19 protein-coding genes and 1 other annotated feature are annotated in these 23,219 nt (G+C 38.6%); of the genes, 2 read left to right on the top strand and 17 right to left on the bottom strand.

Annotated features, from left to right (window positions below):
- Nucleotides 1–245: 245 nt before the first annotated feature.
- The 5 genes from HNQ80_RS06870 to HNQ80_RS06850 all read right to left on the bottom strand — a co-directional run bounded on the left by HNQ80_RS06870 (nucleotide 246) and on the right by HNQ80_RS06850 (nucleotide 7,278).
- Nucleotides 246–851, bottom strand: a complete 606-nt coding sequence (locus tag HNQ80_RS06870; RefSeq protein WP_184309501.1) for a methyltransferase family protein — start codon at nucleotides 849–851, stop codon at nucleotides 246–248.
- Nucleotides 852–985: 134 nt separating this feature from the next.
- Nucleotides 986–3,394, bottom strand: a complete 2,409-nt coding sequence (gene leuS, locus HNQ80_RS06865) for a leucine--tRNA ligase (RefSeq protein ID WP_184309499.1) — start codon at nucleotides 3,392–3,394, stop codon at nucleotides 986–988.
- A gap of 50 nt (nucleotides 3,395–3,444) precedes the next feature.
- Nucleotides 3,445–3,651, bottom strand: a binding site (T-box leader).
- Nucleotides 3,652–3,747: 96 nt separating this feature from the next.
- Nucleotides 3,748–5,652, bottom strand: a complete 1,905-nt coding sequence (locus tag HNQ80_RS06860) for a sensor histidine kinase (protein ID WP_184309497.1) — start codon at nucleotides 5,650–5,652, stop codon at nucleotides 3,748–3,750.
- Nucleotides 5,649–6,329, bottom strand: a complete 681-nt coding sequence (locus tag HNQ80_RS06855) for a response regulator transcription factor (RefSeq protein WP_184309495.1) — start codon at nucleotides 6,327–6,329, stop codon at nucleotides 5,649–5,651. Before HNQ80_RS06855 ends, HNQ80_RS06860 begins: the two co-directional genes overlap by 4 nt.
- A gap of 112 nt (nucleotides 6,330–6,441) precedes the next feature.
- Nucleotides 6,442–7,278 carry a hypothetical protein gene (locus tag HNQ80_RS06850; RefSeq protein WP_184309493.1) on the bottom strand — a complete coding sequence of 279 codons (837 nt, stop codon included), beginning with the start codon at nucleotides 7,276–7,278 and terminating at the stop codon, nucleotides 6,442–6,444.
- Between the two features lie 161 nt (nucleotides 7,279–7,439).
- Here HNQ80_RS06850 and HNQ80_RS06845 point away from each other — a divergent pair, with 161 nt between their 5' ends.
- Nucleotides 7,440–8,084, top strand: a complete 645-nt coding sequence (locus tag HNQ80_RS06845; RefSeq protein ID WP_184309491.1) for a RecX family transcriptional regulator — start codon at nucleotides 7,440–7,442, stop codon at nucleotides 8,082–8,084.
- Between the two features lie 39 nt (nucleotides 8,085–8,123).
- Here the strand turns inward: HNQ80_RS06845 and HNQ80_RS06840 are convergent, their stop codons facing one another.
- The 11 genes from HNQ80_RS06840 to HNQ80_RS06790 all read right to left on the bottom strand — a co-directional run bounded on the left by HNQ80_RS06840 (nucleotide 8,124) and on the right by HNQ80_RS06790 (nucleotide 22,205).
- The gene (locus HNQ80_RS06840) at nucleotides 8,124–9,470 is read right to left on the bottom strand and encodes a PAS domain-containing sensor histidine kinase (protein WP_184309489.1); all 1,347 of its coding nucleotides are present in this window, start codon (nucleotides 9,468–9,470) and stop codon (nucleotides 8,124–8,126) included.
- 392 nt (nucleotides 9,471–9,862) lie between these two features.
- Nucleotides 9,863–11,005 (bottom strand): pyridoxal-phosphate-dependent aminotransferase family protein, encoded by a 1,143-nt coding sequence (locus HNQ80_RS06835; protein ID WP_184309487.1) that lies wholly within the window; start codon nucleotides 11,003–11,005, stop codon nucleotides 9,863–9,865.
- A 187-nt stretch (nucleotides 11,006–11,192) separates the two neighbouring features.
- Nucleotides 11,193–11,732 carry an ECF transporter S component gene (locus tag HNQ80_RS06830; protein ID WP_184309485.1) on the bottom strand — a complete coding sequence of 180 codons (540 nt, stop codon included), beginning with the start codon at nucleotides 11,730–11,732 and terminating at the stop codon, nucleotides 11,193–11,195.
- A gap of 175 nt (nucleotides 11,733–11,907) precedes the next feature.
- On the bottom strand, nucleotides 11,908–13,797 hold the full coding sequence (gene pepF, locus HNQ80_RS06825) for an oligoendopeptidase F (RefSeq protein WP_184309483.1): 1,890 nt from the start codon (nucleotides 13,795–13,797) through the stop codon (nucleotides 11,908–11,910).
- Nucleotides 13,798–13,912: 115 nt separating this feature from the next.
- A complete protein-coding gene (locus HNQ80_RS06820; protein WP_184309481.1) occupies nucleotides 13,913–15,214 on the bottom strand; it encodes an MFS transporter in 1,302 nt (433 codons plus the stop codon).
- A gap of 439 nt (nucleotides 15,215–15,653) precedes the next feature.
- A complete protein-coding gene (locus HNQ80_RS06815; protein WP_184309479.1) occupies nucleotides 15,654–16,472 on the bottom strand; it encodes a sugar phosphate isomerase/epimerase family protein in 819 nt (272 codons plus the stop codon).
- Between the two features lie 194 nt (nucleotides 16,473–16,666).
- On the bottom strand, nucleotides 16,667–17,008 hold the full coding sequence (locus HNQ80_RS06810) for a hypothetical protein (protein WP_184309477.1): 342 nt from the start codon (nucleotides 17,006–17,008) through the stop codon (nucleotides 16,667–16,669).
- Between the two features lie 42 nt (nucleotides 17,009–17,050).
- Entirely contained in the window at nucleotides 17,051–18,430 is a 1,380-nt protein-coding gene (locus HNQ80_RS06805; RefSeq protein ID WP_184309475.1) for a glycosyl hydrolase family 18 protein, read from the bottom strand.
- A gap of 226 nt (nucleotides 18,431–18,656) precedes the next feature.
- Nucleotides 18,657–20,447, bottom strand: coding sequence for an NAD(P)/FAD-dependent oxidoreductase (locus HNQ80_RS06800; RefSeq protein WP_184309473.1), 1,791 nt, complete (start codon nucleotides 20,445–20,447; stop codon nucleotides 18,657–18,659).
- A 254-nt stretch (nucleotides 20,448–20,701) separates the two neighbouring features.
- Entirely contained in the window at nucleotides 20,702–21,451 is a 750-nt protein-coding gene (locus HNQ80_RS06795; protein ID WP_184309471.1) for a GNAT family N-acetyltransferase, read from the bottom strand.
- 520 nt (nucleotides 21,452–21,971) lie between these two features.
- The gene (locus HNQ80_RS06790) at nucleotides 21,972–22,205 is read right to left on the bottom strand and encodes a hypothetical protein (protein WP_184309470.1); all 234 of its coding nucleotides are present in this window, start codon (nucleotides 22,203–22,205) and stop codon (nucleotides 21,972–21,974) included.
- A gap of 149 nt (nucleotides 22,206–22,354) precedes the next feature.
- On the opposite strand from HNQ80_RS06790, the gene HNQ80_RS06785 reads away from it, so the two are divergent.
- A complete protein-coding gene (locus HNQ80_RS06785) occupies nucleotides 22,355–22,519 on the top strand; it encodes a hypothetical protein (protein WP_184309468.1) in 165 nt (54 codons plus the stop codon).
- Between the two features lie 14 nt (nucleotides 22,520–22,533).
- Here HNQ80_RS06785 and HNQ80_RS06780 read toward each other — a convergent pair whose 3' ends face one another.
- Nucleotides 22,534–23,211: a beta/alpha barrel domain-containing protein gene (locus HNQ80_RS06780; protein WP_184309466.1), complete on the bottom strand. Its 678-nt coding sequence runs from the start codon at nucleotides 23,209–23,211 to the stop codon at nucleotides 22,534–22,536.
- Nucleotides 23,212–23,219 lie beyond the last annotated feature (8 nt).

Below are 23,219 nucleotides of genomic sequence, written 5' to 3'. Positions count from 1 at the left end.
ATAAGTACTTTAAGATAAAGTTCACACTAGCCAATGTAGGTACTTTTCTTTGGCTTATTTGTTATGCCTATTTTCTATCAACTTGATTTCTCTAGTTTTTTTAAAAAATTTATATTGACTTTTGGTGGCTGGTCTACAACCTCGTCCTTCTGTCGCATCATTCTACTAAGACTACTTCTCTATTTCCCACTGATTTCCTCCTCAATATAAAAATCGATTTATTATACTTTTGAATAAATCGATCCCTAGAAAAATAAATACCTTGCTGTCTCATTCTTATATTCTCTATATCGTTCCTGGAAAATCATCTCTAAATGTTTCTCCTCTTGAAGGATGAGTTTATGAATTGACATAACATTCAATATGAAAACAAAGAATGTGAGTATATTGGGATATGTTAAAAACACACCTGTAAACATGAGATCAAAGCCAACAAAGGCTGGATTTCTGCTATATCTATAGATTCCCTCTGTAATTAGCTCTGTTTTTGTTTTCTTATCAATACCTACCCGCCATGATGTTCTCATTGTAATCATAGCTAAAATAAATAACCCTAGCCCTGCTGCCATGGCTGCGATGCCAACATAACGTATATTATCGTTAACAGGAAAATCTTTAAAAACATTTCTAACCAAATCATCTGCCACTGATTCAAAAAACCATACGAACCCCCATACAAAGGTGGTAATCTTAAGCAAAATTTCCGTATGGTCAATTTCTCTTCCCTTTTTCCCTTTCCCCAGTACATTCCCATGGATACCATGCCTTCTATATAGCATGAATAACTTCATGAGATAAGATACAAGAAAAATGATAAACAATATAAATGATAAAACATTTGTGACTTTCATAATAATACCTCCCAATATTATATGAATAAATGCTCATATAATCATGTATATTATAATACTTCTTTTTCTTCTTTTCAATATGAAAAATGAAAAACAGCCCTAATCTTTTGACAAGGACTGTCTATAAAATATATTTACTTCACAACGATATTAAAGATCTTACCTGGTACGTAGATTTCTTTCACGACGGATTTTCCATCGATAAAGGCAAAAATCTTTTCGTCTGCCATTGCCTTTTCTTTTGCGTCTTCTTGAGAAGCATCAGCAGCGATGACGATGGTACCCCTTACTTTACCATTCACCTGTACAGCCATTTCAATGGTATCATCCTTTGTTTTGGCTTCATCCCACTGTGGCCAAGATTGATCTGTAACCATACCTTCGAACCCATTCATCTGCCACAGTTCTTCTGTAATATGGGGTGCGATTGGATTGAGTAACATTAAGAATACCTTAAATTCTGCTTTATTGATAGCACCTTTCCCATTAAAATCATTGATCAAAGACATCAAGGCTGCTATAGCTGTGTTAAACTTCAAGTTTTCAAAGTCTTCGCTGACCTTTTTGATCGTTTTATGAATGGTGCTTTCCAGGTCACTGGATAGCGCATCTCCATCCACCAAGATGCTTTGAAGTTTCCAAGTACGATCTAGGAATCTTCGGCATCCCTTGATACCATTTTGTGACCACGGTACACTCTTCTCGAAATCCCCAATAAACATTTCATATACTCTCAGGGTATCTGCCCCAAACTCCTCAACAATGTCATCAGGATTTACCACATTGCCTCTGGATTTTGACATTTTCTCGCTGTTTTCACCCAAGATCATACCATGGGACGTACGCTTCTGATATGGCTCTGGCGTTGGTACTACACCATAATCATATAGGAACTTATGCCAAAATCTAGAGTACAATAGATGCAGGGTTGTATGCTCCATACCACCATTGTACCAATCAATCGGTGTCCAATAATCAAGATTCTCCTTGCTGGCCAGTTCTTTATCGTTATAAGGATCTGTATATCTTAAGAAATACCAAGAGGATCCTGCCCATTGCGGCATGGTATCTGTTTCTCTTTCCCCTTTTCCTCCACACTTTGGACAGGTAGTTTCCACCCAATCTCGCATGTTAGCCAATGGAGATTCTCCATTTTCCGTAGGCTCATAGCTCTCTACCTCAGGCAACACCACTGGCAGTTCTTCCTCTGGTACAGGGACCCATCCACATTCCTGGCAGTAAACCAGCGGAATTGGCTCTCCCCAGTACCGCTGACGGGAGAATACCCAGTCTCTCAACTTAAAGTTTACCTTTCGCTGACCAATTCCTTTTTCCTCAAGCCAGCTGCTGATCTTTTCCTTGGCTTCCTTTACTTCTAAGCCATTGATAAATCCAGAGTTTATCAAGACACCGCTCTCTGTATCCGTGTAGGCAGCTTCTTCCACATTACCGCCTGCTACAACCTCCACAATTGGAAGATTAAATTTCTTTGCAAATTCCCAGTCCCTTGTATCGTGGCCTGGTACAGCCATGATGGCACCTGTACCATAGGATATCAATACATAATCAGAAATGAAGATTGGAATTTCCTTTTCTGTGACAGGATTTATCGCCTTAACGCCTTGAATCTCTACCCCAGTTTTCTCTTTTACCAGCTCAGTTCGCTCAAAATCAGACTTCTTGCTGGCTTGTTCTTTATAGGCTTCAATCTCATTTAAATTTGTGATGTGACTTTTCAATTCCTCAATCAATGGATGTTCAGGGGCAATAACCATATAGGTTGCACCAAACAATGTATCTGGCCTTGTGGTATAAACCCTAATCTGTTGATTGCCCGTCACATTAAAATCAATTTCCATTCCTGTGGAGCGACCAATCCAATTTTCCTGCTGAATTTTTACACGGTCGATATAATCGACAATTTGTAAGTCCTTGATCAATCGTTCTGCATATTCTGTTATTTTTAGCATCCATTGGTTTTTGATCTTACGAACGACCTCGCCGCCGCAACGCTCACAAACACCATTGACCACCTCTTCATTGGCCAAACCAACCTTACAATCTGTACACCAGTTAATAGCTGCCTCTTTTTTATAGGCTAATCCTTTTTCAAAAAGCTTTAGAAAAATCCATTGGGTCCATTTGTAGTAGTTAGGATCTGTGGTATCTACCTCTCTTGACCAGTCAAAGGATAATCCCAATGATTTCAATTGAGCCTTGAAGCGAGCAATATTTTGCTCCGTAACGATCCTTGGGTGAATCTTATTTTTGATAGCAAAGTTTTCTGTCGGTAATCCGAATGCATCCCATCCCATAGGATAAAGAACATTATAACCTTGCAATCTTCTTTTTCTCGATACAACGTCCAAGGCTGTATAGGATCTTGGATGTCCAACGTGGAGCCCTTGTCCCGATGGATAAGGGAACTCTACCAATGCATAATATTTAGGCTTCGACTTGTCATCGGAAGCATAAAAAGTTCCTTTTTCATCCCATATGTCCTGCCACTTCTTCTCAAGGTTTTTTGGATTATACTCTTTCATGCTGTTCACATCCTCTTTTTAGTATAAAAATAAAAAGTCCTTCATCTCCATATAGAGACGAAAGACTCGCGGTACCACTCTATTTGACAGCCTTAGACTGTCCTCTCAAAAACGATAACGGGTTTATCCGATCAGGGCTAATACTTTCACCCCAATAGCTCCAGGACGAGTTCAATTTTCTTTGCTGTCATCTTTCACCAACCGATGACTCTCTGGAAACAAAGATTCAACCTACTACTTCCCTTCTTTGCCAAATATTCATTTGAAAGTATTGTATCAAATAATAAAACAGAAATCAATTTATTATTTCAATTATTCCCTAAATAGGAAGATACTAAACATACTTATCTTCTTCATGCTTCTATCCCTTTCGCTAGCGTAAAGAAAAATTCCACGCCCATGTCAGTATTCCTTACACCATATTCACTTCCATGAAGCTCTAAAATATTTTTTACGATGGCAAGACCCAATCCTGTTCCCCCTGATTGACGCCCTCTCGCTTCTTCAAGTCGATAGAAACGATCCCAGATTCTATCCATCTTCTCTTCTGGAATAGGCTGCCCCTCGTTTTCAATCCCAATTACGACTTGATCTTCCCTCGTTTTTATATAAATATGAATATTCCCTTCCACTGGTGCATGCCTTATGGCATTACTCAATAGATTAACGATCACCTGCTCAATCCGCCACATATCTCCATAACACCAGCATTCATCTTCTTCATAAATATGTTTTAATCGTAGACCTTTTTTCTGAACCTGTTGAATAAAACGATGGGCCACCTCGTCAATCAATGAATGGATAGAAAAATTCTGTTTCTTCAGCTGATAGGCCTTAGACTCCAACTTAGATAACTCCAGCATATCCAATACGAGAACATCCATTTTTCCTATTTCATCCAGAATCACTTCCAGATAATATTCTTTCTTCTCTTCAGCTATCCCATCTTTTAATCCCTCAGCATATCCCTTCATGATACCCAAAGGTGTCTTCAACTCATGAGATACACTGGAGACGAACTCTTTCCTCATTTTTTCCAAGCTTCTTTCCTTTTCAATTTCTACTTTAAGTTTTTCGTTGGTTGTCTGTAAATCCGCCATGCTCCTGCTAAGGTTTTTGGAAAGGCTGTTTAAGCTGTTGGCTAAGCTTCCGATTTCATCGGTGGATGTACTGTCACAGGTCACTGAAAAATCAAGGTTTGCCATCTTCACTGCTGCATTGTTGATCTGAATCAGCGGTTTCGCAACCATTTTGGAGTAAATATAGGATAATGCCATGATCAATAAACCAGCGAGAAGAAATAGGTAGATATAGTAATCCTTCATCACTCCAGCGGCTTCTCCAACGGGCTGCAGCGAGGTCATGGTAAAGATCATTTCACGTAATCTTCCATCTTCTATAATGGGTTTTACCAAGACAACATTGTCGATACCATTCATGGGATTCTTATATGGATAACGAATGACTTCATCATCTTTAAATGCAAAATTTTCTCCATTTGCAACCCAAAACCATTGATCCACAGCAGACCAAAACATGTCTTCTTTGTATGGCGCCATATTATCCCTTCGTTCTGGCAGATTAACCTCTACGATCTTTCCTTCAATATTTTCCATATTGATTTGGATAACTTGCGCTTCCTTACTCCCAGCTACTTCGAAGGGTATATCACCTTTTTGAACTGCAATTTTCCCTGGTTGAGCTTGTATGGCAAATTCTGCTGTTTTAGGTATACTGATGATTTTGAATTTGTTTACAGCTGGTGTTAACTGGTTCAAGCTTAGCCACGGGGAACCCTTCATCTGGATACGAAATGGGTAGAACGTACCATACTTTTCTCCAGTAAAGATGCCTTCCAGCTTCACATCGGATCCTACAGTTACATTCAGTTCCTGGAATACTTCCATCATCATAATATTGTTTAAAGGAATCGTAATTCTCTCTTTTTCTGCATTTTCCACTACAATATCAAAGGCATGGACATACTTAGGTGCACCACGTTCGTTTAATATAGCCACTTGAGCGTTATTTTGATCAATAAACTTGTTGATATTCTTGACGATCGTTTTCTGATCCCATGGTCTTCCTTCATACAAGTTTGCAAAGTCTTCTATACTTTTTTCCAGGCGATTTACTTTCTGATAGATATAGAATCTTTCAAAAAACAATGTTTGAGCAACAGCCGTAACCATTAAAAAAAATATAAAAAATGCTGAAGTAATGGCAAAAAGCTTAAAGGTTATACTTTTGTTCCTCATTTGTTCACCTCAAATTTATACCCCACTCGGGTGATGGTGCCGATATGTTTAGACCATTCTCCCAGCTTGCTCCGTATCTTTTTGATATGGGTATCCACAGTACGAAGATCTCCGAAATAATCATATCCCCACACATGATTTAAAATTTGTTCTCTCGTCAATACCATTTCCTTATTTTCCATCATATATAAAAGCAGCTCATATTCCTTGGGTGCTAGTTCTACCAATACATCATCCAACTTCACCGCACGAGACAACTTATTGATCTCAATTCCCCCGCAATGTAAAACGCTGCTATCCTTTCCTACATTTCCTTCGGCCCGCTTTAGCAGCATTTTTGATTTAGCCACCAGAACCTTTGGACTGAAGGGCTTTGTCACATAGTCATCAGCGCCTAACTCATAACCCATCAATTTATCATCTTCATCAGAACGAGCTGTCAGCATAATGACTGGTACATCCGATTCTTTTCTTATTCTCTTGCAAACCGCCCATCCATCAATCTCTGGAATCATAATATCTAAAATTACCAGATGAATATTGTTCTCTTCAAATATCTCCATGGCTTCCCTTCCATTGGATGCTTCAAAAATATGGAATTGTTCTTTCTTAAAATAATCCACTAAGATTTCTCTCATTCTATCTTCATCTTCTATCAACAATAAATTTCTGTTCATTCCCATTCCTCCTTTAGGAATTAAAGACCATAATTTCCTATAGATGAACAAAGCAAATACCTACTTATATTATAGCCCATAAGTAGGTATTTGTTTGCTATCTATGTGTATATTACTCCTCCACTTTTTCTGTGGCTGGCAATGCTGGTATAGCTATTTTCATTGCTGGCAGCTTTAATGTCATGCCACCGACAGTGATCTCATGGGCCGTAAACAAATCTCCCTTTAATTCTTTCAGAAAATCCTTACCCATGGAAATCACGTTTCCTTCGACAGGGATACCTTTTACAGCTTCACCAATCTCTACCCCTTCATCCTTTATCCTTTTAAGAATCTCTTCCTTATCTAATTCAATAATCCCTTCTTCTCCCTTCATCTTTAAGACCGGTGCTTTCTCTGAAATTTCAGCAAAATCCTTTTCTGTCAAATTCATTCCTTCTTCAGCCGGAATCGCTTTTACGACATGGATACCCCCTGTTTCTTTATCCGACATTATCTTTAAAATATCTTCTTTGTCTAGTTCAACAATGCCCTCTTTGTTCCCTAGCTTAAATACTGTCACAGTCTCAGAAAGCGCTGCATCTTCATCTCCCTTTATACCTGCTGCTGTACGGAAGATCTTTACTGGGCCATTCGCTAGATTTAGGCTATTTCCTTTTAGGGTCACCTTTGTTCCGACTGTTGGATCCAACTTTTTATAATCCTCTAATTGCTCAAATCCAAAGATTGGAACTGTATATTCTTTCCCATCCTGGTCAGCCACAATCCAAGCATGATCTTGTATCTCCTGAATAGTCCCCTCTATTATCTTTTCTTCAGGTGCTTGAATTTTTCCTGCAAGCACATTTTTCGGCGCTTGCTCTGTTTCCTGGTTATCTGCTAACACTGGGGATGTCAGTACTCCTACTGACAAAGTCAATGCCAATGCTGTTGCTAATACTTTGTTCATGTTGTTTCCTCCTCAAAATTTGTTTTACTTACATTACCTAGTTTAAACGTCTTTTGTGTCCTTACTGTGAACAACCTTTGTATTTTTTATGAAATATACGCTCTTCTGTGGATAAAATATAGTAAAATGTTATTAGATCCTTTTATGGAGGAGGTATACAAATGTCAGAAATTCATCGAGGAATCATTACAAAAATTGAGCAGCAGGAAAAGAACAAAGGTCGCTATTCCATCTATGTAGATCATCAGTTTGCTTTTGGCATCTCTGAAGACTTGCTGGTGAAATACCGTTTGCTGAAAGGGAAAGAAATTGATCCTGCCTCCATGGAAACAATCATTGAAGAAGAGGAACAGAATAAGGCCAATCACTATGCCCTCAAGCTTTTATCCTTCCGCGGTAGAACCCGCCAGGAAGTGGAGAAGAAGATGAAAGAAAAAGAATATGAGGCTCCAACCATCGAAAAAACCTTGGCTTTCCTCCAAACCCATAACTACATTAACGATGAGGATTTCGCGGCGTCTTATATCCGTGATAAGGTAAACATTCAAAAGTTGGGTAAGATGCGGATTAAGCAGGAGCTTTATCAGAAGGGAATCGACAAAACTACTGTCCAAGAGGCGATAAACGAACAAATTGATCCTATTGATGAATTCGAAACAGCCCTAGATCTTGGAAGAAAAAAGCTGAATTCTACCTATCGAAATGATGATAAAAACGCCCAGTATCGGAAGCTTGGCAGTTTTTTACAAAGGAGAGGTTATGATTACGACATCATTAAGAAGGTACTAAATACCCTTGTAAAATAAGTATGAAAAAGGATGGCCTTTCGCCATCCTTTTTCATACTTATTTTACATATATATCTGAAAACTCAATATGAATTCTTTCAATATTGCCCGTGCTATAGTAGGTATTTCTCTCCTGTATTTGACCTGCTTCAATCCTTTTTACAGGCAGCACGATCTCAAATTCACTACCCTGACCAACTTCACTCTTTAGTATAATTCGCCCATGATGCATTTCTACGAGAGATTTTACTAAAGATAGACCAATGCCGCTTCCTTCTTGGTTTTTTGCAAATGTTTTTTCACATTGAATAAATCGCTTAAATATTTCATCCTGCTTTTCTTTTGGAATCCCTTCTCCAGTGTCTTTTACACAGATATGAATATTGTCCTTCTCTTCAGAAATGTGAACAGATATTTGTCCTCCTGACGATGTAAACTTTATGGCATTGGAAAGGAGGTTCAGTATAATTCTCTCGATCTTATCAGGATCGCATGCCATCACTTTCTCCTCTACACTTGTATCAAAAACCATATCTACGCCCTTGTTTCCTATGTATTCTGCCACAGATAATGTAATATCTTCAACAATTCTAACGATGTCATAATTCCCTAATTCTGCATGAATATAACCTGAATCGATCTTCGTCCTATCAATAAAATTATTTACCAACCGAATGAGGCGATAGCAGTTCTGCTTGACCATGCGAATATATTTAACTAGCTTTTCTTTAGAAGCTGCATCCTCCATGTCTCGCGCAATTAGATCAATCATCTCATTAGATCCCAATATTACATTTATCGGTGTCTTCAACTCATGGGATATATTGGTAAAGAATTCCGTTTTCACTTCGTCACATTCCATGGCCAATTTCAATGCCCTTTCATCTTCCTTGCGCTGGGTGATATCCCTAGAACAGAATATAGCTCCCACAGGTTGATTTTTCTGATCATAAATTAGTTTTCCGACGGCTTCCAGCCAGACATAATGCCCCCTTGCATGTCTATACCTACATTCTATCTTATAACTCTCACTCACCCTCTCCGACACATTTTCAAAAAACTGACCCATCAGCTTCTGTCGGTCATCAGGATGGATCAATGCAAAAATCGGCTTGCCCAAAAGATCAGCAGACGTATATCCCAGAATATCTTCATGGGAAGGTGTCACATATTGAAGGATGCCTTCCAAATTCGTTTTGGAAATGATATCAATCGTATTATCTACAATTTGTTTTAAATGTTCTTCCCGCTCACATAGAGCTTTCTCAATCTTTTTTCTCTGTTGAATCTCCTGCTCCAACTCCATGATTTTATTCTTTAGATAAAGTATGATCTCTCCTTGAGTTTGGCTGAATGCATCACCTTGTCGCCCAGCCTTATCCCTTTGTGTTTTTCCCAATACCATAAACCTTCCCCCTTGTAGCTAATAACGTAGCAATAAACTCGGTAAACAATATATCGGAAAACATCATCAAGTTTTAAATATTTCTTTAGCAACTTATTTCCTATATTTTACAAAATTCCTGCTTAAATTTTTCGCAACTTTCGACAGCATTTACATTGGATGTATTAAATGAACAAAGTTGCCTATCGGCAATTTGTTTTCGCTAGGAAACCCTAGGTTTCCTTCGACGGCTGCAAAACAGCCTGAGGACCTTCCTGAATACGGCAAAGGGGAAAATCCCCTCTGCACACCCCATATATAGGAAATTGAAAACCATAATTTCCTATATATCAAAAAGGCCGCTATAACAGCGACCTAAAACTTGGATTTAATATTTCTCTCATAAAGTACTTTTATCTTTCTTCCATATTCTTTAGAAACAGTCTATGGAGATCATCCTTCAATGGTACCTTTAACTCTCTTAACGCACCATTCAATGCCTTCATGGTTATGTACAGCTTTTCTTCCCTACAATTTTCCCCCATGTGGCCGATACGAAACACCTTATCCTTTAAGAATCCAAAAGCTCCTCCTATCATGATGTTATGTTCCTTTAACATCTTTTCATTAATCTCTTGAAATGAAGTTTCAGCAGGAACCATTACTGTTGTAACCGTATTGGAATACCCGTCTACTGGGTATAACACTAATCCAGACTCCATCAGGCTCTGTCTTACGGCATTTCCAATCTTCTGATGCCTTTCAACTGGAGAAGCTTCTTGCAGCCATCTTTCAATGGCAGTTCTTAATCCATAGATATCACTAATAGGCTGGGTATAGGGGAACCATTTCTCTTTATCCCAGTTTTTCCAATGGGAAAGGTTCGTATAAAAACCTGTGATGGCTACCCTTCTATTCAATATTTTACGCCATGCATTGTCACTGATACTTAAGAAAGTCAAGCCTGGAGGTGCTGATAAACACTTTTGAGATCCCCCCAATATCATATCAATTTTCCAATCGTCGGTTCTTAATGGCTCACCGCCAACCGCCGAAACGGAATCTACCACTGAGATAATCCCATATTTGTTCAAAAGGGGACAGATATGATCCACTGGGTTCGTAATTCCTGAAGGAGTTTCACAATGGACCAATGTAGCTATTTTAAAATCATGATCTTCTTTTAGAAAATTCTCTAGTTTTTCCACATCCACAGCCCTGCGATAATCTGATTGGAAATAAACCACTTCTCCACCATACATTTTTACAAAATCCCCAAAGCCATTACCAAAAATTCCGTTATCAATACAAAGTACCCGATCTCCTGGCTCAATTAGAGATGCACAGGCCGCCTCTAACCCTAATATCCCTTCGCCACTTAAAATTAAGATATCATTTTTTGTATGCAGCAGCTCTTTCAATTTGTTACAAGTCTCCCGATAATAATCGAAGAAATTTTGATCCAAATCAGGATTTGTAATTTCTTCTGCCATAGCTTTTCTTACATCCTCATGGACGTAGGTAGGCCCTGGTGTCATAATCATAGGCTTTTTCATCACATGCCAACTCCTTTATGATAAACGAACAAAGTTGCCTATCGGCAATTTGTTTTCGCTAGGAAACCCTAGGTTTCCTTCGACGGCTGCAAAACAGCTTCCTGAGGACCTTCCTGAATGCGGCAAGGGGGAAATCCCCTCTGCACACCCCATATATAGGAAATTGAAAATCATAATTTCCTATATATTAAAACAACTTCGTCTTTTTAATAGCAGTAATCACCGGAAGTCCTAAAACTGCACCTGCTATAATTTGAACCACATTCCCAGGTATTGATGTCACAGGGCTTACCCAGTTTCCATAAAGAATAACCTCTGTAACATAATACCCAAATAACATCCATATTCCACCGATCAAAATCGCTGCCATGTTCCATAATAAATTATTCCCATTTCTCCCACTACTATGTGAAATACTACCTATTACATAACCCATGATTCCTCTGACAACAAAAGTAAACGGTGCCCATGCCATCCACCCAGATACCATATCAAATAATGCCATCCCAACAGAACCCGCCAAAGCCCCCTTTTTCTTTCCAAAAACAATGGCTGCCATAAAAAGCATCGTATTTCCCAAGTGAATTAATCCTCCATTCATAGAAATGGGCAATCGAAGATTAATAAACTTGGTAGCAATAAATACAAGAGCGATGAGCAATCCTGATATCGTTACATCCTTTGTCTTACTACTTGCTTTTTTAGCACCTACAAAATTATTTTCCATAAAACTCCCTCCAATTTTTTGATCATTACAATTTATTATATTACGCAGACAATATAAATACAATCTATTTTTTATGCATACAATTTACCGTTTTATAGATACAATTTATCGAATGCCCCTTTGAATCTAAATAGAAAGAAAGGACACCAGGTTTAATAGCCAGTGTCCTTTCCCTCTATTTAGATTGACTCATTAGTTGATCCAGCTCATCTACTAACTGATCGAATTTTGCCAGTGCTTTCTCCACCGGCATTGTGCTTGACATATCTACGCCCGCCTTCTTTAAAATCTCTACAGGATAATCAGAACCTCCTGCTGCTAAAAAATCTAAATAAGCGTCTCTGGCTGGCTGACCTTCATTGATGATTTTGTAACTGATGGCCTCTGCTGCTGCCATGCCGGTGGCATACTGATATACATAGAAAGTGTAGTAGAAGTGGGGAATTCTTGCCCACCATACTTTTACGAGTTCATCTACTTCAAAATCGGGACCATAATATTTTTGCATCAAGCTGCCCCACATTTCATTTAATGCTGTTGCACTTAGTGCCTCTCCAGCTTCTGCCTTTTCATGGATTAGTTTTTCAAACTCTGCATACATCAACTGGGTATAAATAGAACCTCGAATATTTTCAAGATACGTATTGATTAAGTACATTTTCTCTTCTTTTGTCTTGGCATTCTTAATCAAATAATCCAGCATGAGAGACTCATTGGTCGTTGATGCCACCTCTGCGGTAAAGATAGGATATTCAGCCGTAGCATAGGGCTGAGACTTATTAGAATAATAGCTATTAAGGGCATGGCCCATTTCATGGGCAATGGTTAACACGTCATCCAAGGACCCATTATAGTTTAACAGTACATATGGATGGGTGTCATAACTTCCCCATTGATAAGCGCCAGACCGTTTGTTTTGTGTTTCATATACATCAACCCAGCCCTCAGAGAATCCTGCCATTAGGTCACTGATATATGTATTCCCTAAGGGTGTCAGCGCTTCAGCTACCATTTTCTTTCCATCTTCATATTTGATATCCGTATCTACGTCATTCACCATGGTTACGTACATATCGTAATAATGTACCTTATCTTGTATCCCCAAAGCTTTCTTTCTTAAGGCAACGTATTTATGCAATGGTGCTAGATTCTTGTTTACCGCTTCAATTAAGCTATTGTATACTTCTGGTTTAATATTGTTTTGATCCAGGGACCATGCTAGGGCCGAATCATATTTTTTTGCCTTAGCAAAAAAGATGTTCTTCTTTACTTCACCTGACATAGCCCCTGCGATTGTATTGATATAATCATTATAACTGGTAAATTCCGCTTCAAAAGATTGCTTTCTCAACTCTCGGTTGGGATGGTCTAGCATTCTACTATATGTTCCACCCGTTAGAATAATTTCTTTTCCTTGCTCATCTAGTATTTTCCCAAGCTTTCTATCCACATTCTTGAAGGTTCCATGAATATTGCTAGGTGTAGAAGCCATATCCCCTGCTAAAGCCAGAATCTGTTCTTCACCTGCCGATAGGGTATGGGCTTTCATTCTGAAAAGATTATCAAAATAAAAGTTATAGACCTTTAGCCCCTCCTTCTGCTCCATAAATTCAGTCATTGTCTTTTGATCCATGCTGGAAAGCTCGGGCTCCATGAAAGAAAGAGCAGTACTCAATTTTGTATTTAAAGATTCAGCTCTGTCAGCCATCCCTTTGTAGATATCGTTTCCTTGATCTTCATCATATTTCATATTTGCATAAACATATACCTTATCCATCAACCTCTTCATATCGTCTCTGAGGGTCAAGGCTGCCAAAAGTTCATCTGCCGATTTGCTTAACTTCCCCTTGTATTGTTCGATCTTCCCAATCATGTCGTCTAGCTTGCTATAATCCTGCTCCCATGCTGCATCTGTAGCATAAATGTGTTCTAGCTTCCACTTGTCATTTGATTGAATACTGGATCTGATTGGCACATCTCCATAAGATGCCACTGTTGAGAACATCATCGCAAGCAGTACAACCCAAACCAGTATCTTTGATTTCACTATACCCCTTTTGTTCATTTTCCTTCTCCCCTCTTTTTGAAAGTTTTAAACATTTAGAAAATTTTAGCATGTCGCCTGGGGAAAGTAAAGTTTTTATTATATACAAAAAACTTTTTATGTCGCCATAATCTGCCTATTCTTCCTCTAATCCCTTATAATCTGGCAGTTCTTTCTCCAACTTTCTAATGCTCTGCATTCCATAGACAAAAATCGTGCTAATCAGAATCAGAATTCCTGTGGTGGTCAATAGGAGTCCCATGCCTGCTCCTAGTCTTTCTCCAAAAATCCATTCTACAAACTTCCAACCCGACTGCCCTATGGCTGGCTCCAATACCTTATCTATCAACTGTCCTGTCAATAGGAAGGATATAGGTGTCGTGACATAGGACATCTGAGAAAAAGCTGCAAACATTCTCCCCTGCATATCTTCTGGCGTTTTTATTTGCAATATGGACATTGTCAGCACATTTCCAATGGATAGTGGCATCATCAGCAAAAATAGTGAACCAGCTAAAAGAAAAGGAGTTCGCACGACGCCAAATACCATCAGCATCAATCCATTTAGGATCATTCCTCCCATTAATGTATGAATTCGAGGTCTCGTACCACCCCATAGGGCAATCAGCATGGAACCCATAAAGGCACCTCCACTCATGACCCCTAAAAGTATCGTGGTGATTTTCTCACTATTTGTGATACGAATTAAATAGGGAATCACTAATTCCAAGGGACCATTTAAAAGGAAATTCGTGAACATATAATAAGTCACCAGTCCAAAAAGGGGCTTTCTATGGAATAAATAGCGGAACCCGCCCATTACTTCTTTCCAAAAGGAACCGCCATATTCCTTAGAAACCGCAGTAACCTGAGGCTCTGGAATATGCATAAGTAACAATACGAATACAGAAATGACAAAGGTAGTCAAATCAATAAGGATCACACCTTGTATTCCCACGAAGGTATAGAGTAGCCCCGATAGGATTGGTGCAAGCACCCCGGCCACAGGAAAAGTCATTTCTTTTATGGCATTGGCCCGTTCCCGCTGTTTTTCGGGTACCAGCAGCGTTGTTGTTGCATTAGCAGCTGGCCCTTGAAGCATAGAAAAAATACCTTGCAGTGTTACCACTACATACAAATGCCATACTTCAAAACGCCCTGTGGCTAAGCTCATTAACAACAACAATGTTCCTGCAGCTTGGCCTGCATCCCCCACAATCAATGCCAATTTACGTGGCCAGCGGTCTACCAGTACGCCTGTCAAACTGCCGACAAGCATGGGAGGCAGTTCATTAAAAAACGGTACCAACAGCAGATAAGTGGTGCTTCCTTTCTCTTGAAACAACCATATACCTAGAGCAATTCCTGTCATACGGCTTCCGATTAAAGACAATCCTTGAGTCAAAATCAAAATATATAAAGTATATAATTTTTTCATTCTGTTTCCTCCTTGAAAGAAATAAAAATAAAGGCTGAAAATGAATTATAATTCATTTTCAGCCTTTGATACCCATATCAAATGAAGCTATAAAATCACTTCATTTCATGCCGAAAGTTCTTATCATCATTCTTAACTAGTTAGGCCTCACGCGCAACAAATAAATCTGATCTCCCAGATTCAACATTGAAGCCTACAATATGGAATTTCCACTAGTTAAGTTGATTGATGATGATATCCGGCATGCAAACTGATTCCCCTTTCAAGGTCATATTCTTACTATTATTATATATGGATTCTTCTGATTTCGTCAACAAAGCTTGTCTTCTTCCCATCATAAATTCTTAGAACGTTCACTCTCAGATAAGTAAATGAAACATAATACGTATAATATCCTTTTTAGATCAAATCATTTTTCTGTCCTTCGTTATCCTTGAATCTATCTCCGTGGATTGGCGTCAAGATAAACCTTAGCCGACTGTATACATCGTCGCGCATGTTCTGCATAACCAAGTACCTTAACATTTTCCAAGTTTGGCAGTTCAATGGAATACACCATCTCAGGCATACTATTTATGATGCTTGCAATATCAATACCACCTTCCCCTACATAGGAACGTGCTTCGCGAAGGATACGGGTCATCTCATCTTTTTCTGTAGGAATTTCCCCAGGCGCATCGCAAAGATGTGCAAAGTGGAACCATTCACGTGGTAACGCTTTCAGATCCTCCACATGATCTCTCGCCCGTTGGAAATGATGGGTATCAATCATAATACCAGCATTTTCACGATTGACACTCCGAAGTACATCTGCTGCTCTCGCAAGGGTATTTACACTAGCTATAGGAACGTATTCTAAGTCTACCGTTAAGTCAAATTGCTTCGCCAGATCGCAAAGTTCACCAAATTTTTCGATATAAAAATTACGATCAGGGGTCCAGATGCTGCTCAAAACAGCCTTACCACCTAATTCGGCTGCTACTTCCATCGCTGGCAAATATCTTTTGGGATCTACATCTTCATAGATACGTGCCAGCTCGATATCGTGAAGTTTGACACCTGTATCCGCAAGGGCTCTTTTTGTTTGTTTCATCATTTCTTTGTTTACTACTAAATCGTAGTTCGGCTCACCTGGCAGACCCATATAAATAGGTCGTATGCTGACATAATCATAACCAGCCATGGCTGCTATATAAGTCATTTCAGGTGGTGCACATCCTAGCACCGTAAGATGTGCCAGCGAAAATTGTCTCTTCATTTTTTTACCCCTTTCAAGTACCACTGTATGGAACTAAGTTTTATCACATGGATTCTAAGAAAATTATATTGAAATTATTGGTGATTGTCAATACTTACATTGCTTTTAGCCAGTTCAATCCTAGATATTAAAAAAGCCCCGCTGCTTGATTTCTAACCAAACAACGGAGCTTTTTTATAACATTGAAAAGACCTTTATCCATGTTCTTCTTTCTTAGGCTCATTCCAGTCATTCTCAAAAATACCACGTATTCTTAATCCCTTGGTGAGTTTTATGAGCAATTTAAAAGGAAAATAAGCTAACAGGCAGACAAACAATCCCAGAAAAAGCGCTACAACGGGTGAAATGAAAATAGATGCAATAGCCGCTGGAATACCATAAAGAATAGATTCCCCCAGATTGGCTGTGATATTTCCTCCCATAAGTCCAATGACGCAGAATAAGATGCCCGTTATCACACCGAAGGAAAATGAAATACCCATCATCCATTTGAAAAAAGAGCTAAACTTAATATCTTTGATCGTCACCTGATCCATCGTCTCATTCCTTTCCCTTTTCTTTTTATCTAGTATAATCCATTATGGACGCTGGATCATCACCGTCTTGCTTTCATTATGCCAAGTTACACCGTAGCCAAAAGCCTCAAACAAATATCTTAAAGGCACATAGCTTCTTCCATCCCTTATGACTGCCTTTGTATCCAAGTCCATCCTACGACCATCTACGATAATATAATTTTTATCTATAGGTATTTCCAATGTGATTCCTTCTTTCTCTGCAATGACAGTGCTGGGGTTTTCCTCGAAACGAACCGCCGCCCCTATGCTCTCCAATGCCTTTCTCACTGGCACCATGGTCCTGTTGTTTTCATCAACAAATGGCACGCCTAATCCATCATCCTCTACAAACGCTAAGGGCTGACCGTTCAATATAAAATAAATATCTTGAAACCCTGCAAATGTTGAAGAAAAGAATTCGTTTTTTGTGTCATTAATTACCTTTAAAAGACTTAGTTCATCGGTAGTATCTTCATTTATATCAAAAATCATGATTCCTGAAGCATATTGAAGGGCAACTTTCGTTTTTGCTCTAATCGTATGTATCCCATTATAATAGGAATCAAAAGGTTCACCCTTTGCATAATCCATATAGGCATTTCCTCTATCTTCTGCTACCAAATGCCTGTATTGCTTCCAGCTTGGCTTTGCATAAAACGGAACCCCTAGCACGATCTTCTCCTTAGGTACATTCCTATGAAGCCAATATTGTATCGACGTCTCTGCAAACCATAATGGACTGTGCTGTTCATTGTTCATATCATAAGCCATGATATTAATCCAATCAAAAGCCTTCAAGCATGGATCCGTAACAGCCCTTGATACAGAGGGTCCTTCTGTTTTAGACCATGCCCCGTTGAGAGCAGCTGTTAAATATTTGCCTTCTGCCTTCAGCGCTTTGCTTAATTCCAATACCAGCTTCTCATAGTTTTGGGAAGATATCCCTTCATCGGGATATTCCCAGTCGATTTCTACACCATCAAAGTCATAATCTTCTACAAATTTCAAAACACTCTCTACAAATTTTGCCCTGGCTTCATCAGATGCTGCCAGTTTCTCAAAGGTAGGGTCCAGGGGAATGTTTTGATAAGACCATCCACCCACGGCAATCAACACTTCTACATCGTTCTTATGACTTTTTGCAACCAATTCTTTCAGCTTTTCAGGTTTTTCAATTCCAATCAATGACCCATCCTCACCGGGGATTAAAAACGCATATGTAATATGGGTCAATTTATCGAACTGCACCCTTTCATCGATTGGATCATCGAATATTTCTGAATAGTATCCCACTACTCTGAAATCCTTATTCCCTTCCGCAAACACCCCTTGGGTATTCAAGGTTAAGGATATTATACAGACAAATGCAATGAAATATGAAATATACCTTTTTGGCTTCATCCTTAATATTCACCTCAACATAATTTGATTTGTCTCATACGGTACTGTGCCATTGGCAAGAACTACCTATTATTATATCAGCTATACATTACAAATGTATTACAAACACATTTCCAGGCTTTTACATTTAAAAGACATTTATAGAATAATGTATATGGAAACTTCATACAATGCTTTACCAGAGTCTTTCGTAAATCAAAACTACCCGCTGAGCGGGTAGTTTTGATTAAATATTTAAACGCAATCGCCTATTCCTTACGATATAACGCCATTGACGCATCAGCCATGGAATGAGATAATGATCCACACCGAAAGATCTACCTGCACCTGCCATACAGGCAATGGAGGTAACAATATACCAGTAGTCATATAATCCTGTGGAGAATAGGAAATTGATATTCATTCCAATAGAGATCAAGGCTGCAATGAATGTAAAGGTTCCCGTTAAAAATGCCAAGCCTAGAGCAATCTCCGTCAGAACGATTAGATTTTGAAACAGTAGTGCATTGGGTACAATAATGTTCTCAAGAACCCAAGCATACCAATAGGGTGTATGTTCACCGATTAAATTCAATCCCTGTTTCACCGCCTCTGTCGATGTATCTGCTGCCGGGCTCGGATTGGCAATGGCATCTGGAAGCGCTGGCCCAATTCGTTGGGCATAGATAACGGTTTTCGTTAACCATCCATCCTGATATTTTTTTATCCCCTGTGAGAGCCACATATATCCTAAATATAAGCGCATAATCACCAAGAAGGCTGTATAGGAGCGAGGTGTTAAATGCTCTTTTAAGAAATGATCATCTTTTCTTTCATGGATAAATTGGTGTTTTATATATTTGATCACTTGCTCGAATCCTGCTACTTCAAACTGATAATGGATATTTACCATATGCTTGATGAACATGGCCATCATGCCTGAAGTACGGAACCCCATGGTATCAGCCACAGCATACTTTCTTCCGATGGAAACCATTACCCCATGAAGCTTCGTCTTACATCTCTCCAAAGGCTTATCATGAATGAGTCGAATTACATTCTTTCCGGCAGCCTTACCTGTCTGCATGGCAGATTCAACCAATGGAGGCAGCACCTCCCCTTGCTCTGTGACAAAATAGGAATTGTCTCCTATCAAAAACACATTCTTATACTTGGTGGACTGAGTATATTCGTTGACCTCAATTCTTCCCCTTTTTACCTCAGGCAAATCTAACCCTTCTAAGAAGCTGTTGGCTTTGATGCCCCCTGTCCAAATCACGGTACAGGTAGGAATTACAGTTCCATCTTTGATTTCCAGATAGGTTGGTGCGACCTTGGTAATAGCTGCATTGGTGAAAATCTCAACACCATTCTTCTCTAAATAGTTCACTGATTTTTCTGCTAAACTCTGATGTAGTACCGTTAAAATTTGATTCATGGCTTCCACCACAATGATCCTTACTTCTTTTCGCTCGATTCCATATTCTTTACATAGAACATTTACCCATTGAATCAATTCTCCTACCATTTCGATACCTGTAAAGCCACCACCACCGATGATAAAGCTAAGATATGCCCGTCTCTTTTCAGCATCTTCTTCCCTGGAAGCCTGCTTGAACATTTGTAGAATATGGCTGTGAATCCTTCTCGCATCCTCTAATGACCAAAGGGTTAGCCCATGTTCTTCCATTCCTTCAATGCCAAAGTATGCTGGTTCACTGCCACAGCCAATGATGAGATAATCATAGCCATATCGGTGGGCTTTGGATTGTAACACCTTATTTTCGAAGTCAATATTAATGATTTCATCCTGAATAACCTGCACCTTTGTATACTGAAAAATATCCTTCAGAGGAATTTTTACACTATCCTCCTCCACTCTGTTTCCAGCTACTTCATGAAGTTCCGTTAATAGAGTATGACGATCATGGCGATCAATCATTATAATGTTTACGTCTTCATTCCTCAAGCCTTTGTGAAGGGCAAGGCCTGCTTGTATACCAGCATAGCCTGCTCCCAAAACGATGACGTTCTTCATAAAATTCCTCCTGATTCTTCTTCATCTCCGGTTTAGTTATAAATTCCGTTTATCCCTTTTCATAGAGATCAAGTTTTGTAGAAAAAATTCTTCATTATTCATAGTTTTCTTTTACCAGCCCATTCCTATACAACAAAAATCAAATCCTCCGACCAATCATTCTCCATGAAGCCCTCTCAGCAAAATTTTTTCTCCATGATTGATATAATCATAAAAGGTCATAGACGAATTGTTCTTCACCTATGACCTTTCCATTATTCTTTTCCATATGCGATGGTAAAATTGTCAATTTGTTCATGGGATACAATCTTAAAGCCCTCATACCCATTATTCAAAAACATCTTTTGCTTTTCAATTTGGTTATTTACTAAATGGACCGTGTGTCGATATTGCTTCCCAGCTTCCTTTTGTAAATCTGTCCATAAGATATAACGTAGTTTCCCATCAATCTCATCATCAATAGCACCATACTTCTTTTTTACTTCTTTTATGACAAAGCCCGCTTTTATGAGATTCCTTACACTATAAAGGTTGTTTGGAGATATGGTAGCCAGACCATGGCTATAGCCTTGCTGAAATAAAATTTCTTTACTCTTTAATAGGGTTTTAAATTGCAGACCATGTCCTCTAAAATCAGGATGTACCACTGTTGAATCAAAAATAGCAACCTTCTTCAATTCTTCTTCAGAAAAGTCCAGATCTTTTCCTAGATTACGGTTACCCAATCCTGGCGTATCAATAATTCGAAAAGCAATCAATTGGCTTTTAAAATATACCCCTAAAATATGTCCTCCCACATCCAATATATCATAGTTTTCTTCAAGGGTATTGGGATGATAGGTTTCCTTGTTCTCTACATGCTCATAAACAATATCCTGAAGTTTCATTATCTCATCCATCTTTTCTTTCCCCAGCATCTCCATTTGAAAATCATGGGATACTGTCGTTTGAACTTCATGTAATAGACTCTCTGCCAATTTGTTTTTCTGTAAAATTTCTAACATTTGCATCTCTCCTTTCTCAAAATCCTGTAAGGCACAATGACTTGAAGACAAGGGGACTACGAAAGATGTGTTAACCCATACCTCCCATGAAGAAAATTTATGAGGCTGATTCAAAATACTTTTACGAATATTTCGACAATATTTTTTATATAATAATAAATATTAATTATTTTATATACTATAAATAAGCCAAATAAACAATTTTTTAATGTAATAATCCTCATCATTTGAAATAGAATAATCTAAGATTTGATTTTTCGTAGAGTACATATAATTGAGATATGATATCAGATCCATAGGATGTATATCCATACACCTAATTATGAATAGAAATAAATCGATAAATTTATAAAATTATACTACAATTTCCATTAGCTGTCAAACCCTTTAGAAAAATTATTAATCTTTCTGTATACATGGATGACTATTCTACATATGAATAATACAACAAAAACAAAACGAGAGTAAGGAATTTCTTACATGATTTTCCTTACTCTTCGTTATAAGCGTAAATATATCTTTAACTGCGTCTTCTCAGGATTTCAACAAACTCCTTGGTCAACTGATTTGCCTCTTCCATTGACCTTTTTAATGCATTGAATTTCTCAGATACCCGTGCATCCTTCACAGTTCCATTATTATCATCTGATAATAATAAATCTATACTGGTGATATGCTCAATGTTGTTTGAGTTATTCTGATCCATCCCATTTATCTGACGAATAATTTCCTCTGCCGTTCTTCTGTCTTCCATTTGCATCCATCCTTTCCCTTCATGCTTTTCTTGAGCCTGTATCTTCATAGGATCAAAACAAATTCCCTAAGAATATTTTCTGAATGTATTTCAGATATTATTCATATAGAATAGTAGTCCATTAAAATCACAAAATAGGAGGACATCATATGGATTTAAGCATCTATCCAGAAAATGTGCAAGATTTTCTTTCAGAATTTATAAAACGAGGCATTATCGATTCCAATAGTATTCCTGACAAAACCTTCATTCATTTTCTTTCTACCCAGAAATATGATGCTGATTACATTGATGCCTTGATGCATTTGAAATAGATAGACACAACTGACTACATGTCTCCAACGCCTCTATATTTATTCATGATTTGACTAAATATTTTGGCTGTCGAAGGTGGTGTATAGGTAATCGCATTGGCACCAGCTTCGATGGTTTCCAAAATACTCTCCTCTGTGGGTCCTCCTGTGGCTATTACAGGGAAATGTGGATAAACTTTACGAATTCGTTTTAGGATATCCACCGTTTTTGATCCACCTGAAACATTTAAGATTGCCGCACCACTCTCAATTCTTCCCTTGATATCATCATTTTCAGAAACCACAGTTACCACAATGGGTATATCGATTCGCTCCCGCATCTCACGAATCACATCATTAGGGGTAGGTGCATTCAATACCACCCCAATGGCTCCTTGGAATTCTGCATGTAGGGCAATATTAATGGAACGCTGGCCTGTGGTCAATCCCCCACCGACACCTGTAAACACAGGTACTGGTGCTACTTCTAGAATAGCTTGGGTAATAGAAGGCTGCGGTGTAAAGGGATATACTGCGATGATGGCATCAGCGTTTATATTTTTAATAATCGCAACGTCCGTTGAGAACAAAATAGATTTTATCCGCTTCCCTAATATTCGAATGCCGCTGGCCATGGAAATGACTCTTGGCACCTCAATAATATTTTTGCGAAGCTCCGTAGTTATTTCAGGTACAAATTTCTCCTTCTCCATAGATAGAT

It is taken from the genome of Anaerosolibacter carboniphilus, assembly GCF_014205875.1.
In the GTDB taxonomy this organism is placed as follows: Bacteria; Bacillota; Clostridia; order Peptostreptococcales; family Thermotaleaceae; genus Anaerosolibacter; species Anaerosolibacter carboniphilus.
This window is presented reverse-complemented; position numbering and strand designations above follow the sequence as displayed.

Coding starts and splice junctions, on each gene's coding strand:
- HNQ80_RS06780 (WP_184309466.1), bottom strand. CDS start 23,211: ATGGAGAAGGAGAAATTTGTACCTGAAATAACTACGGAGCTTCGCAAA.
- HNQ80_RS06850 (WP_184309493.1), bottom strand. CDS start 7,278: ATGAACAAAGTATTAGCAACAGCATTGGCATTGACTTTGTCAGTAGGA.
- HNQ80_RS06840 (WP_184309489.1), bottom strand. CDS start 9,470: ATGGTATTGGGAAAAACACAAAGGGATAAGGCTGGGCGACAAGGTGAT.
- HNQ80_RS06800 (WP_184309473.1), bottom strand. CDS start 20,447: ATGAAGAACGTCATCGTTTTGGGAGCAGGCTATGCTGGTATACAAGCA.
- HNQ80_RS06815 (WP_184309479.1), bottom strand. CDS start 16,472: ATGAAGAGACAATTTTCGCTGGCACATCTTACGGTGCTAGGATGTGCA.
- HNQ80_RS06790 (WP_184309470.1), bottom strand. CDS start 22,205: ATGGAAGACAGAAGAACGGCAGAGGAAATTATTCGTCAGATAAATGGG.
- HNQ80_RS06860 (WP_184309497.1), bottom strand. CDS start 5,652: ATGAGGAACAAAAGTATAACCTTTAAGCTTTTTGCCATTACTTCAGCA.
- HNQ80_RS06805 (WP_184309475.1), bottom strand. CDS start 18,430: ATGAAGCCAAAAAGGTATATTTCATATTTCATTGCATTTGTCTGTATA.
- HNQ80_RS06870 (WP_184309501.1), bottom strand. CDS start 851: ATGAAAGTCACAAATGTTTTATCATTTATATTGTTTATCATTTTTCTT.
- pepF (WP_184309483.1), bottom strand. CDS start 13,797: ATGAACAAAAGGGGTATAGTGAAATCAAAGATACTGGTTTGGGTTGTA.
- leuS (WP_184309499.1), bottom strand. CDS start 3,394: ATGAAAGAGTATAATCCAAAAAACCTTGAGAAGAAGTGGCAGGACATA.
- HNQ80_RS06845 (WP_184309491.1), top strand. CDS start 7,440: ATGTCAGAAATTCATCGAGGAATCATTACAAAAATTGAGCAGCAGGAA.
- HNQ80_RS06810 (WP_184309477.1), bottom strand. CDS start 17,008: ATGGATCAGGTGACGATCAAAGATATTAAGTTTAGCTCTTTTTTCAAA.
- HNQ80_RS06855 (WP_184309495.1), bottom strand. CDS start 6,329: ATGAACAGAAATTTATTGTTGATAGAAGATGAAGATAGAATGAGAGAA.
- HNQ80_RS06830 (WP_184309485.1), bottom strand. CDS start 11,732: ATGGAAAATAATTTTGTAGGTGCTAAAAAAGCAAGTAGTAAGACAAAG.
- HNQ80_RS06795 (WP_184309471.1), bottom strand. CDS start 21,451: ATGTTAGAAATTTTACAGAAAAACAAATTGGCAGAGAGTCTATTACAT.
- HNQ80_RS06835 (WP_184309487.1), bottom strand. CDS start 11,005: ATGAAAAAGCCTATGATTATGACACCAGGGCCTACCTACGTCCATGAG.
- HNQ80_RS06820 (WP_184309481.1), bottom strand. CDS start 15,214: ATGAAAAAATTATATACTTTATATATTTTGATTTTGACTCAAGGATTG.
- HNQ80_RS06785 (WP_184309468.1), top strand. CDS start 22,355: ATGGATTTAAGCATCTATCCAGAAAATGTGCAAGATTTTCTTTCAGAA.